The 11,878-nt window shown below is 70.3% G+C and carries 12 protein-coding genes; 8 read left to right on the top strand and 4 right to left on the bottom strand.

Translation table 11 applies throughout. From position 1 onward, the window contains the following. Positions 1-42 precede the first annotated feature (42 nt). On the bottom strand, positions 43-522 hold the full coding sequence (locus LDQ05_RS17690) for a MarR family winged helix-turn-helix transcriptional regulator (protein ID WP_226438259.1): 480 nt from the start codon (positions 520-522) through the stop codon (positions 43-45). 148 nt (positions 523-670) lie between these two features. Here LDQ05_RS17690 and LDQ05_RS17685 point away from each other — a divergent pair, with 148 nt between their 5' ends. Further along, positions 671-2,122: an MFS transporter gene (locus LDQ05_RS17685; RefSeq protein WP_226438258.1), complete on the top strand. Its 1,452-nt coding sequence runs from the start codon at positions 671-673 to the stop codon at positions 2,120-2,122. Positions 2,123-2,183: 61 nt separating this feature from the next. Here the strand turns inward: LDQ05_RS17685 and LDQ05_RS17680 are convergent, their stop codons facing one another. Beyond that, a complete protein-coding gene (locus LDQ05_RS17680; protein ID WP_226438263.1) occupies positions 2,184-3,128 on the bottom strand; it encodes an alpha/beta hydrolase in 945 nt (314 codons plus the stop codon). Positions 3,129-3,487: 359 nt separating this feature from the next. Between LDQ05_RS17680 and LDQ05_RS17675 the strand changes: the two genes are divergently transcribed. From LDQ05_RS17675 to LDQ05_RS17665, 3 genes are read left to right on the top strand one after another with little or no spacing between them, the layout of a single operon-like run. Continuing rightward, the gene (locus LDQ05_RS17675; RefSeq protein ID WP_372461149.1) at positions 3,488-4,192 is read left to right on the top strand and encodes a HEAT repeat domain-containing protein; all 705 of its coding nucleotides are present in this window, start codon (positions 3,488-3,490) and stop codon (positions 4,190-4,192) included. A gap of 31 nt (positions 4,193-4,223) precedes the next feature. Continuing rightward, positions 4,224-5,228, top strand: coding sequence for a MerR family transcriptional regulator (locus LDQ05_RS17670; RefSeq protein WP_226438257.1), 1,005 nt, complete (start codon positions 4,224-4,226; stop codon positions 5,226-5,228). 36 nt (positions 5,229-5,264) lie between these two features. Next, positions 5,265-5,621, top strand: coding sequence for a hypothetical protein (locus LDQ05_RS17665; RefSeq protein ID WP_226438261.1), 357 nt, complete (start codon positions 5,265-5,267; stop codon positions 5,619-5,621). Positions 5,622-5,634: 13 nt separating this feature from the next. On the opposite strand, the gene LDQ05_RS17660 is transcribed toward LDQ05_RS17665, so the two are convergent. Both LDQ05_RS17660 and LDQ05_RS17655 read right to left on the bottom strand, forming a co-directional pair. Beyond that, positions 5,635-6,342, bottom strand: a complete 708-nt coding sequence (locus tag LDQ05_RS17660; protein WP_226438256.1) for a TIGR03089 family protein — start codon at positions 6,340-6,342, stop codon at positions 5,635-5,637. An 18-nt stretch (positions 6,343-6,360) separates the two neighbouring features. Then, positions 6,361-7,839: an LCP family protein gene (locus LDQ05_RS17655; RefSeq protein ID WP_226438260.1), complete on the bottom strand. Its 1,479-nt coding sequence runs from the start codon at positions 7,837-7,839 to the stop codon at positions 6,361-6,363. Positions 7,840-8,108: 269 nt separating this feature from the next. Between LDQ05_RS17655 and rfbD the strand changes: the two genes are divergently transcribed. From rfbD to LDQ05_RS17635, 4 genes are read left to right on the top strand one after another with little or no spacing between them, the layout of a single operon-like run. Then, complete coding sequence (gene rfbD, locus LDQ05_RS17650; protein WP_226438255.1) at positions 8,109-8,975, top strand: dTDP-4-dehydrorhamnose reductase; 867 nt, start codon at positions 8,109-8,111, stop codon at positions 8,973-8,975. A gap of 56 nt (positions 8,976-9,031) precedes the next feature. Next, the gene (locus tag LDQ05_RS17645; protein ID WP_226438254.1) at positions 9,032-9,943 is read left to right on the top strand and encodes a glycosyltransferase family 2 protein; all 912 of its coding nucleotides are present in this window, start codon (positions 9,032-9,034) and stop codon (positions 9,941-9,943) included. Next, entirely contained in the window at positions 9,940-11,025 is a 1,086-nt protein-coding gene (gene manB, locus LDQ05_RS17640; RefSeq protein ID WP_226438253.1) for a mannose-1-phosphate guanylyltransferase, read from the top strand. The genes LDQ05_RS17645 and manB overlap by 4 nt, the downstream gene beginning before the upstream one ends. A 9-nt stretch (positions 11,026-11,034) precedes the next feature. Further along, entirely contained in the window at positions 11,035-11,799 is a 765-nt protein-coding gene (locus LDQ05_RS17635; protein ID WP_226438252.1) for an SGNH/GDSL hydrolase family protein, read from the top strand. Positions 11,800-11,878 lie beyond the last annotated feature (79 nt).

Below are 11,878 nucleotides of genomic sequence, written 5' to 3'. Positions count from 1 at the left end.
TTTCTGGTAGCTGGAGCTACCAGAAACGCGCACGGGTGGGGATCAGGGGCCCGCGGGCGGTCGCACGTCCGCGGGCCTCTTCCAGGGCGTGGGCGAACGGCTCTCGATGTCGGTGTTGAATCGTTCCAGGTACCGGGCGAACGCGGCGACGTCCTCGGGTTCCCAGTCGGCCATGATCCTGTCGAGCGCGGAGATCGCCTCGGACCGATCGTGTTCGAGCCGTCGGGAGCCGTGGTCGGTGATCCGGAACTTCCGGGCGATCCCACCGTCGGGATCGGGGATGCGCTCGGCGAGGCCCGATTTGATCAGGGCCGCGGTCTGCCGGTTCACGGTGGACGTGTCGAGTCCGAAGGCCTCGCTGAGCTGGCCGATCGACATCGGTCCCTGAGACGACAGGCGGCTGAGCATCGTGTAGGCGCTGCGGTCGAGGCGTCCGGCGGCGCGCTGCCGCGGTCCGAAGAAGTTCAGGTGCCGCCCGATGAGGGTCATCTCGAATTCGATCAGGTGTGTCGGCTTGTCCATGCGTGTCCTTCGTCACCCCGGGGCGTCCGGTTCCTCAGCGTAGCCGCCCCGCGGGTTGCCCCGTCGATATGCATTATGCATACAGTATGCCTGATACATATTCTTCGGGGCGCCGCCCCGCTCGGTAATGGAACAGGAATCCGCCCGTATGCAGACCTCCACCGATACGCCACCGGGTCCACGGGTTCGGCCCGATCTGCTCGTCGCCGTACTCGCCTTCACCGGCATCATCGGCGCACTCACCCAGACGCTCGTGGTGCCGCTCATCGCGGAACTACCTGCGATCCTGAACACATCGGCGTCCAACTCGTCGTGGGTCATCACCGCCACCCTGCTCGTCGGCGCGGTCGCGACACCCGTCGTCGGCCGGCTCGGCGACATGTACGGCAAGCGGCGCATGCTCCTCGTCTGCACCGTCCCGCTGATCCTCGGATCCGTGACGTGCGCCATGGCCTCCTCGCTCGTCCCGATGCTCGTGGGCCGGGGTCTGCAGGGACTCGGTGTGGGACTCATCCCGCTGGGCATCAGCGCCCTGCGAGATCTGCTGCCGCCCGAGCGGCTGCACTCGTCGATCGCGCTCATGAGCTCGTCCATGGGCATCGGCGGTGCACTCGGACTGCCCGTCGCCGCGGCCGTCGCCCAGCACGCGAACTGGCGCGCCCTGTTCTGGGCGGTCGCTCTGCTGAGTGTGATCGCTGCGGCCCTCATCGCGATCGCGGTGCCCGAGGTCCCGCGCGGCGGCAGACCGGCCCGGTTCGACTTCGTCGGTGCCGTCGGGTTGGGTGTTGCACTGACCTGTCTGCTCCTGGCCGTCTCGAAGGGCGCCGACTGGGGTTGGGTGAGCGGCACGACACTCGGACTGTTCGCCGCGGCCGCGCTGGTGCTCCTCGCGTGGGGCGCATGGGAACTGGGACGGCCCGCGCCGCTGATCGACCTCCGTATCGCTGCCCGCCGGCCCGTGCTGCTCACCAACGCCGCTTCCGTCGTGGTGGGATTCGGTATGTACGCCCAGTCGCTGATCATCCCGCAACTGCTGCAGCTTCCCGCGGAGACCGGATACGGACTCGGCCGGTCGATGGTCGCGATGGGGCTGTGGATGGCTCCCGCGGGTGTCGTGATGATGGCGGTGTCACCGATCGGGGGCCGCCTCTCGTCCGCGCGCGGCCCGAAGATCACACTGTTCGTCGGATGCGTGATCATCGCGCTCGGATACGGCTCGTCGATGCTTCTCATGGGCTCGGCGTGGGGTCTGATGATCGTCACGTGCATCTGCAGCTGCGGGGTCGGATTCGCCTACGGAGCCATGCCGGCGCTGATCATGGGGGCGGTCCCGCAATCGGAGACCGCCTCCGCGAACGCCGTCAACTCGCTCATGCGCGCCATGGGCACGTCGATCTCCGCCGCCGTCGTCGGTGTCGTGCTCACCCAGATGAGCGTGCAGGTAGGGGAGTACAGCCTGCCGACCGAATCCGGTTTCCGCACCGGCCTGCTCATCGGCTGCGCCGTCGCGCTCGTCGCCGCGGCGATCACCCTCACCATCCCGTCGTCCGAGCGGAAGCAGCTCGAACGGGTCCGGGAGAAGGCGCCGGCGCGCGTCTGACTGCGCCGCCGTCACACCGTGGTCCCTCGCCCGGATCGGCGAGGAACCACGGTGGCGCGACCTACCAGGCGCGCAGCGCGTCCAGGATGTGCGGGCGTGCCAACCACAGCTCACCCGACCAGTACGGCCAGCTGTGGATCCCGGCGGCGGGGAAGCTGTATGTCGCGCCGATGCCGAGGCTGTTCAATCGCGTCTCGAACGCCCGCGTGGTGGCGAGGGCCAGGGCCTCGAGCCCCATCCCGCTGACGGTGTTCACCAGATCCGTCATGTTCTCGATGTTGTCGGCGTACCCGGGGATGCCGCTGCCCGCCGAGATGTACATGGGCAGCCCACGCAGACTCTCGGCCTGCGTGAACGGATCGTTGCGCTCCCACGCCGGGTCCCACGGCGGTCCGTACATCGAGTCGACGTTGTAGAGGCCGGCGTCGAGCATCGCGATGCGCACGGCGGTGCGCATCCCGGGGGCGTTCAACCACAGATAACCCGAGAACGACGCCGCGAACCGGAACTGGTCGCGATGGTGCGCGGCGAGGTTCATCGCAGCGGTGCCACCCATCGACAGGCCCGCGATGGCGGTGCGCGTGCGATCGACACCGCGGGCGGCGAGGGCATCGGGCAGATTCCGCGTCAGGAACGTCTCCCACTGGTAGGTGATGTCCTGATTGTTGAAGTTGCTCGGGCTGTACCAGTCGCTGTACCAGCTCGATTCGCCTCCGACCGGCAGGACGAGGGTGACGTCGTCGAGTGCGAACTGCTCGAACGCATTGGTCTCGAACGACCACGCATTGGCGTCGGTGCGGGCCCGCATCCCGTCGAGCAGGTACAGCGCAGCGCTTCCGCCCCGCTTCGCCCACTGGACCTGCACCTTGATCGGGCCCATGCTCGAGTTCACCCAGAGTTCCTCGTAGCCGCCCGCCGGCACGGCGTGGGCGACGGCGGGCCGGGCGGTCGTGTAGGCCGCCGCACCTGCGAGACCGGCGGCACCGGCGAGCGCGGCCTTGAGCATCGTGCGTCTGGGGAGGGACGGGGTGTCGAAATCGGTCACGAGGGGCACCTGCGTCCTTTCTGTGGGCGGGGCCCACTGTCGATCGATTCGGTGGGCGGGGGCCCACCGCCTTGGGCCGTGGTCGAGGCCACGGTTCCGGCATATCCACGGGCGTCATCGAGTCGGGCTGCGCGACCATTTCCCCTCCGATCTCGGAAAATCGAGAAACGTGCAGGTAGATGCCTTGTCGTGGTGAGATATGCCACCGGCGGGAACTTTGTCGCTGCCGGTGGACCGGTGTCCGGTCGAGATCGTGCGCCCGTCGCACGCGGCGCTTGACCCTCACACGGTGTCAGGGCGTCCACTGGTCACCGGAGGAGGTGGTTGTCGTGAACACAACCGGTGACGGTCGGCCGGGCCCCGCGCCGGCGGAGCCCCTGCCGGCGGCGCTGTCGGAGGCGCTGTCGGAGGCGCTGTGTGCTCCGGTCGCCTCGGTGCGGCTGAAGGCGGCGCTGCGCGCCGGGACCGATCCCGACCCGCGCCTGGTGCACTCACTCGTCGCACGGTGCGCCGTGGAACCGGACTTCTTCGTCCGTGACATGTTGACCTGGGCGCTGTGCCGGATGCCGGTCGACGTCACCGTGCCGAGGCTGCTCGACGAACTTCGCGGCGGGGGCGCACAGGCCCGCAGCCAGGCGCTGCACACCCTGTCGAAGATCGGGGATCACCGGGCCTGGCCCGCGGCGCGGGCGCACCTGCACGACCGGGACGACGACGTGGCACGCAGCGCGTGGCGTGCGGCCGTGGCGCTCGTGCCGTCCGGTGCCGAAGGCGCCCTGGCCGCCGACCTGGCCGCCGGCCTCGGCCGGGGCGACTCGGAGATGCAGCGGAGCCTGTCCCGCGCACTGATCGGGCTGGGGGAGTCGGTGCTGCCGGTGCTGGACCGGGCGAAGGCGAGTGCGGACGCGCGGGTCCGAGGCCACGCCGCCGCCACCGAAGCGCTCTATCGTGACCCCGACAGCGCCTTCGCGGTGTCCGTGGAAGCGGCGAAGCGGGTGGCGGCGACCGGACCGGAAGGAACCTGATGGGTGCGATCGCGGCGGGAGCAGCCGACCGATGCTGATCGGGGAGGTGTCACGACGTTCCGGGGTGAGCGTCCGTATGCTGCGTCACTACGACGCGCGCGGACTGGTGGTACCCACCGGTCGCACGACCGGCGGGTACCGCGAGTACTCCGCTGCGGACATCCGGCGCCTCTTCCACCTCGAATGTCTGCGTACCCTCGGGCTGTCGTTGGCCGACGCCAAACGCGCGCTCGACGAACCGGACTTCGCGCCGGCGACGCTGGTCGCCGAGCTCATCGGGCACACCCGCGCGCGGATCCGCGCCGAAGAGGACCTGCTGGCCCGGCTGCTGCAGGTCGACGCGTCCGCCCCCGCGGACTGGAGCGACGTGCTGCAGGTCGTCTCGCTGCTGCACGCGTTCGAGTCGGACTCCGGTGGGCACCGGCAGCGGGCGGTGCTGACCCAGGACGACACGGCGTCACTGCCGGTCACCGCACTGGTCGAGGCACTGCTCGCCGAGGACGATCCGAACGTGGCGGGCGCACTGCAGTGGGCGCTCGTCCGGGCCGACGGGCACGGACTGCCCGGGTTGGAGGCCGGACTGGAGTCGCCGGACGTCGTGGTGCGGCGGCGCGCCGTCACCGCGATCGCCGCCGTGCCGGCCGCGGCGGCGTCGAGGCTGCTGCGCCGGGCACTCGACGACCCCGACACCACGATCCGCGGTCGCGCCGCCCTCGCGCTCGGTGACCGCGGCGACGCCGGTGCCGCACCGGTGCTCGTCGATCTCGTCGTCGAGGGCATACGCGACGTCGAGGCCGCCGAAAGGCTCGGGACACTGGCCGACGGTCCCGAGGCGGCCGGGCAGATCGTGTCCGCGCTCGAACACCGGCTGAGCGACGCCGACGACAGTCCCGCGCGACTGCGGCTGGCGCAGGCGCTCGCGGAGATCCCCGGCGGTGCGGCACTGGACGCCCTGACCCGGCTCGCGCGGGACGAGGACCGCACCGTTGCGTTGACCGCGGCGGCGATCCTGCGCGCGCGGAAGGATGCACGCTGACCGGTTACGCTCCCGGACGTGGGACGAAAAGGCAGGATGACGCGGGCGTCGCGGGGTGTGCCGTCCGCGCGGATCGTGACGGTGCTGGCGTTGGTGTGGGCGCGGCTGTGCGGCGGCGCGATCGGATTCGACGACCGCTCCGGTCTGTACGTGTGCACGGGCCTGCGGTGGGGATTCGCCCGGGGAGGCACGACGATCGGCGGGGCGTTCCTCACCGCCCGCCGACCGTCGGCCGCGGTGCTGCGGCACGAAGCCGTCCACGCCGACCAGTGGGCGCGGTACGGTCCCGGACTCGCCGTGCGCTATCTGGTCGAGGAAATGCGGAATCCCGGATCGCGCAATCGGTTCGAGATCGAAGCGGGGCTTGCGGACGGCGGGTACCGGGAACGGTGAGGGGCGCGCCGCGTCAGGTCAACCGTGCGGTGATCTTCTCGCTCGCGACACGCCGCTCCACGATCGACGGATCGGGGTTGCCGACCTGCACCAGCGAGGCGCCGACGGCGAGGACGGACAGCAGACCGTCGACGAGATCGTCCGGTGTCGTCCACTCCCGGCTCGACAATACCCGGTCCGTGCCCGAGATACCCGCAGACACCGCCGAATCACGGGCGGCAGCAACGAGTTCCGATGCGCTGCGGCCGTCGAGTGCGGCGTCACCGGCACCGGAGGAACGGAACTGATCGCCGTGCATCCGCACGTGGGTGGCGTAGTCGGTGACCCCCGGCGGAAGATCCTTCACCGGCGCGCCGAACGCATCGAGCGACAGCGCCGCGACCTCCGCGACCGAATCGACGTCGTCGAGACGATCCGGCGTCACCAACGCGAGATCGGCGTCCGGGTCGGCCTCGAGAACCACCTCGGCGCCCGCCCACCACGCGCCGAGCAGCACCGCGGCGCTCTGCCAGTGCGCGGGCAGCAGCACCGCCACCCGCCCGCCCGGCAGCACACCGAACTCGTCGCGAATCATGTTGGCGGTCTTCGCGGCCCAGTTCGCCAGGGTGATCGCGGACAGTTCGATACGGGCGCCCGTCGCATCGTCGTACCAGGTGATGCGCGGCCCCGCCGGGTCGGTGGAGAGAATCGGATCGAGCAGGGTGTCTGTCAGGGTGGCCATGGATCCTCGTTCGTTCGGTCAGTTCACACAACGCGGGCCGTCGGAGCCCGCATCGATCGGAGGTGCTGCGGGGGCCGGTGTGGCGGATTCTCCGGCCGGGACGAGATCGGACTCGTGATCCGATCCGGAGCCTGAACCGGCAGAGAGACCCGCGTAGTCGTCGGCGAGGACGACCTGCACCGTGCCGTCCGGCAGACTCGTGTCGGTTTCGATGTCGACGTCGCCCACGGTCGCGGCGACGGCGCGCGCGGCGTCGGAGTCCGGGTCGGCGGCGAACACCGTCGTGGCCGTGAGGGTGGCGCCGGTGTAGTTGCCGACCTCGCCCTGCGTGTATCCCTCCGAGATCAGAGCGGCGGACACCTCCGCGGCGAGGCCCGACACGGTACCGGCATTGGCGACATCGACGGTCACCGTGGACGGGTCGATGTCCGGGGCGGGACCGGCGGTGGTCGTCGACGCCGAGCCGGACGACGGGTGGTCGACGCCGACCAGGTCGGCGACGTACTCGCGTACCTCGTCCGGGTCGACCTGCACGACGGACTCCCCGTAGTCGGTCATCGCGTTGATGTCCTCCACGGGGATCGTCGAGAACTGCACCGCGCCACCGGCGAGGTCCTGCATCTGCGTGGCCAGAGCGACGATGTCCCAGTCCGAGTCGAGCACCACCGACCGCTGGACCGCCGCGGTGAGCTGCCCGACCTTCGACGGATTGCTCAACGTCTTCGCGCTCAGCACCTTCTGGACGAGCGACGCCATGAACACCTGTTGCCGCACGATCCGGTCGAGGTCGCCGCGCGGTAGACCGTGCCGCTGCCGCACGAAACTCAACGCGTCGGATCCCTGGAGGGTCTGCTCGCCGGCCGGGAATCGGGCGCCCGACAACGGTTCGTCGACGGCGGCGTTCAGGCACACGTCGACGCCGCCGACCGCGTCGGTGAGCAACACGAAGCCGAGCAACCCGACCTCGGCGTAGTGGTCGACGGTCACACCCGTCAGATCCGCGACCGTCTCGATCAGCGCATCGCGACCGGCCTGGGTGGACTCCGCCTCGGCCTGTTTCGCGTCGGCGCCGGACTCGACCGCGTCGAGTCGCGCCATTTCCTTCGTGGCGCCGTACGCGGCGTTGATCTTCGACATGCCGAGTCCGGGAACCGCGACGTAGGTGTCGCGGGGAATCGAGATCGCGGTGGCGGCGCTGCCGTCGGTGGGAACTCGGATCAGGATGATCGTGTCGGTGTTGTTGGCGACCTCCTCGCCGGCCCGCAACGCATCGAGTTCCCGCTGGGACAGCGGATTGCCGTGCGCGTCGGTGCGGCTGTCGGTGCCGACCAGGAGGATGTCGAGGGCTCCGTCGGCGCCGTCGCCGAGAGTCAGACCGTCGATCGACGCCAACGACGACTGCAGCGAGTCGACGCTGCGCCACGCGACACCGGTGACGATCAGCACGAGCGCCGCCGCGACCGCCGCGACGATCTGGGTCGGCCGGCCGGTGAACACCCGCGACGCGCCGGCGACGTACTCCGGATCGTGTCGCCGGGCGGGGCCACGCCGAGCGCGCTCGGTGCCGCGCGGTGTGCGGGACGAGGTGCCGGCGGGACGCGACGAACGCCGTCCGTCCGACGAGGTTCGCGCGCGGGTCGGACGGCGGGGTGGCTCTGACGGCACCGGGCGATCCTCCTGTCGGCGTGTGTGACGGCTACCCGTCGAAGGCTACTGGTGCCGCGGACCTCCCGGCGTGTCCCACTCCGGCGTGCCAGACTCCACGGGTGCGTAACGTTCTGGTCACCGGTGCCCTCGGTCATCTCGGCCGCTACGTCTTCGACCTTGCCGCGGCGCGCGGTGCGCGCGTACGGGGAATGGGATCGGCCGAGGTCGACATCACCGACCGCAGGTCGGTGGCGGCCGTCGTCGAACCCGGTTCCGTCGTGATCAACTGTGCCGCGTACACGGCGGTCGACGAGGCCGAGACGGACGAGGCCGCGGCGGCGGCCGTCAACGCGACCGGCCCCGCGCTTCTCGCGCGGGCGTGCGCCGATGCGGGCGCGCACCTGATCCACGTGTCCACCGACTACGTTTTCGCCGGTGACGCATCCCGCCCCTACACGGTCGACGCGCCCGCGGCACCGCGGACCGTGTACGGCCGGACGAAACTGGACGGGGAGCGAGGTGTGTTGGATGCGCTGCCCAGCGCCCACGTCGTGCGGACCGCGTGGTTGTACGCGGGGATCGGTACCGACTTCGTGTCGACGATGCGGCGTCTGGAACGCGAACGCGACACGATTCGGGTCGTCGACGACCAGCGGGGATGCCCGACCTACGCGCACGACCTCGCGGACGGCCTGCTCGATCTGGCCGAACGCGTCGACACCGCCCCCGTCCCCGGGGGGATCCTGCACGCCGTCAACGGCGGCGACGCCACCTGGTACGACCTGGCCCGCGCCGTGTTCGAGGAGATGGGCGCCGATCCGTCGCGGGTGCAGGCATGCACCAGCGCCGAGTTCGTCCGGCCGGCGCCGAGACCGGCCTATTCCGTCCTCGACACCGCCGGGTGGGCGGCCGCCGGTCTGGCACCGCTGCGTCCGTGGCGCGACGCGCTCGCCGCTGCTCTCGGGGCCGTGGAGACCGGGGCGTGACCGGTCCGGGCGTCCGTGATTCGTCGCACACCGGCCGGGTCGATAGGGTGGCCCGCGTGGATTCGACGCTGGCCGTGGTGACGGTCACCTATTCCCCCGGCGAGCACCTCGAGAACTTCCTCGCCAGCCTCGCCGACGCGACGACGCTGCCCACCCGCGTGATCATGGCGGACAACGGTTCGACCGACGGCGCTCCCGAGGCAGCGGCCGCGGCGCACCCGAACGCGGAACTGCTGCACACCGGCGGCAACATCGGCTACGGCGGCGCGGTCAACCGCGCGGTCGCGGAGGTCGATCCGTCGGCCGAGTTCGTGGTGGTCGCCAACCCCGATGTGCGGTGGGGTCGCGGGTCGCTCGACGCTCTGCTCGCCGCGGCCGCACGCTGGCCTCGCGCCGCCGCGCTGGGCCCGCTGATCCACGAACCCGACGGCAGCATCTACCCGTCCGCCCGCACGGTGCCCACCCTGGCCGGTGGCGTCGGGCATGCCTTGCTGGGCACGGTGTGGCCGGCCAATCCGTGGACGCGGCGATACCGGCAGGAGAACGAGGAGATCTCCGAACGGACCGTCGGGTGGTTGTCGGGTTCGTGCCTGCTGCTCCGTCGGGCCGCGTTCGATTCGATCGACGGGTTCGACTCCCGCTACTTCATGTACATGGAGGACGTCGATCTCGGGGACCGGCTCGGTCGCGCCGGCTGGCAGAACGTGTACGTGCCGTCGGCGGAGGTCACCCACGCCAAGGGGCACGCGGCGGGACGACACCCCGAACTGATGCTGCCCGCCCACCACGAGAGCGCCTACCGGTTCCAGGCCGATCGTCACCCGCACCCGTGGCAGGCACCCCTGCGGTGGGCGCTGCGGGGCGGCCTGGCGGTACGGTCGAGGATCGCCGTCGCGGCCGCGGTCCGCGCGCGGAAGGACGACAAGGCCGGCGAGCTGTCCGGCCACGACACCCAGGGGAAATCATGACGAGTGCTGCCGCACCGCACACCGACGCGGTGATCCTGGTCGGGGGCCAGGGGACGAGACTGCGCCCGCTGACGTTGTCGGCACCGAAGCCGATGCTCCCGACCGCCGGACTACCGTTCCTCACCCACCTGCTCGCTCGGATCCGCGAGGCCGGGATCAAGCACGTGGTCCTGGGGACGTCGTTCAAGGCGGAGGTGTTCGAAGAGCATTTCGCGGACGGCTCCGAGCTGGGGCTCGAGATCGAGTACGTCACCGAGACCGATCCGCTCGGCACCGGCGGCGGCATCCGCAACGTGCTACCGAAGCTGCGCGCCGACAACATCATGGTGTTCAACGGTGACGTGCTCGGGGGCACGGACCTCGGTGCGGTCCTGGACACCCATGTGCGCACCGAGGCGGACGTGACGCTGCATCTGGTCCGGGTCGGTGATCCGCGCGCGTTCGGCTGCGTGCCCACCGACGAGAACGGCCGTGTGACCGCGTTCCTGGAGAAGACGCAGGATCCGCCGACCGACCAGATCAACGCCGGGTGTTACGTGTTCCGCCGGGAGATCATCGAAACCATCCCGGAGGGACGCCCGGTGTCGGTCGAGCGGGAGGTGTTCCCCGCCTTGCTGACCGCAGGCAAGCGGGTGTTCGGGCACGTCGACGCGGCGTACTGGCGGGATATGGGCACTCCGGAGGACTTCGTCCGGGGATCGGCTGATCTGGTGCGCGGGATCGCACCGTCCCCGGCGCTGCAGGGGCAGCGCGGCGAGTCCCTCGTCCATCCCGGTGCCTCGGTCGCTCCGGGTGCCGTCCTCATCGGTGGTACCGTAATCGGTCGCGGCGCCGAGATCGGTGCTGGTGCGCGACTCGACGGCGCGGTGATCTTCGACGGCGCGAAGGTCGAGGCCGGTGCTGTCATCGAACGCACCATCGTCGGTTTCGGTGCGCGGATCGGTCCGCGGGCCCTGATCCGCGACGGCGTCATCGGGGACGGCGCCGACATCGGTGCGCGCTGCGAACTCCTTCGGGGCGCGCGGGTGTGGCCGGGCGTGACGCTCCCCGACGGGGGAATCCGGTTCAGTACCGACGTGTGAGGTAGTGGAATGAAGTTCGAACGCTATGTTGCTCTGGGTGATTCGTTCACCGAAGGGGTCGGGGATCCGGATCCTTCGCGCCCCAACGGATTGCGAGGGTGGGCCGATCGGGTCGCCGAGCAACTGGGTCGCGACAACGAGACGTTCGGGTATGCCAATTTCGCCGTCCGGGGTCGCCTCATGGGGCAGATCCTCGACGAGCAGATCGAACCGGCGCTCGAACTCGCACCCGATCTGGTGACGATCTACGCGGGCGGAAACGATCTCATGCGTCCGGGGCTGGACCTCGACGCCCTCGTCTCCCGCTACGACGAGGCGATCGGTGCGCTCGCCGCGACCGGCGCGACCGTCGTGATGTGGTCGGCGTACGACACCGGATGGGCTCCGGTGTTCCGGAAGCTGCGCGGCCGCGTCGCCACGTACAACGAGTTGGTGCGTGAGGTCGCCGAACGGCACGGCGCGACGCTCGTCGACTTCTGGCGGTTCGATGAGTACTGCGACTACCGGATGTGGGATTTCGACCGTCTGCACATGTCGCCGGAAGGTCACCGCAACATGGCGATTCGTGTGCTCGAGGCGATCGGCGTCGACCACGGCATCGAGCCCGTCGAACTCGGGCCGGCCCCGGTGCTCGAGCGCCAGGAACAGCGCCGCGCGGACCTCGCGTGGGCCCGTGACTTCCTCGTTCCGTGGGTGGGTCGTCGGTTGCGGCACGAATCGTCGGGCGACGGGGTGACGGCGAAGCGTCCCGTGCCCGCGCCGATCACCTGCTGATCCCGAATCCGTTTTCCCGCTGCGATTTCCGTCGTCCGCTACCGCCGGGGCGGTAGCGGACGACCGGGGTTGCAGCGGG

Source organism: Rhodococcus yananensis, assembly GCF_020515525.1.
In the GTDB taxonomy this organism is placed as follows: domain Bacteria; phylum Actinomycetota; class Actinomycetes; order Mycobacteriales; family Mycobacteriaceae; genus Rhodococcus; species Rhodococcus yananensis.
This window is presented reverse-complemented; position numbering and strand designations above follow the sequence as displayed.

Bases quoted from the DNA above. Each gene is read 5' to 3' on its own strand.
- LDQ05_RS17690 (WP_226438259.1), bottom strand. From the start codon at position 522: ATGGACAAGCCGACACACCTGATCGAATTCGAGATGACCCTCATCGGG.
- LDQ05_RS17685 (WP_226438258.1), top strand. From the start codon at position 671: ATGCAGACCTCCACCGATACGCCACCGGGTCCACGGGTTCGGCCCGAT.
- LDQ05_RS17680 (WP_226438263.1), bottom strand. From the start codon at position 3,128: ATGCTCAAGGCCGCGCTCGCCGGTGCCGCCGGTCTCGCAGGTGCGGCG.
- LDQ05_RS17670 (WP_226438257.1), top strand. From the start codon at position 4,224: ATGCTGATCGGGGAGGTGTCACGACGTTCCGGGGTGAGCGTCCGTATG.
- LDQ05_RS17665 (WP_226438261.1), top strand. From the start codon at position 5,265: ATGACGCGGGCGTCGCGGGGTGTGCCGTCCGCGCGGATCGTGACGGTG.
- LDQ05_RS17660 (WP_226438256.1), bottom strand. From the start codon at position 6,342: ATGGCCACCCTGACAGACACCCTGCTCGATCCGATTCTCTCCACCGAC.
- manB (WP_226438253.1), top strand. From the start codon at position 9,940: ATGACGAGTGCTGCCGCACCGCACACCGACGCGGTGATCCTGGTCGGG.
- LDQ05_RS17635 (WP_226438252.1), top strand. From the start codon at position 11,035: ATGAAGTTCGAACGCTATGTTGCTCTGGGTGATTCGTTCACCGAAGGG.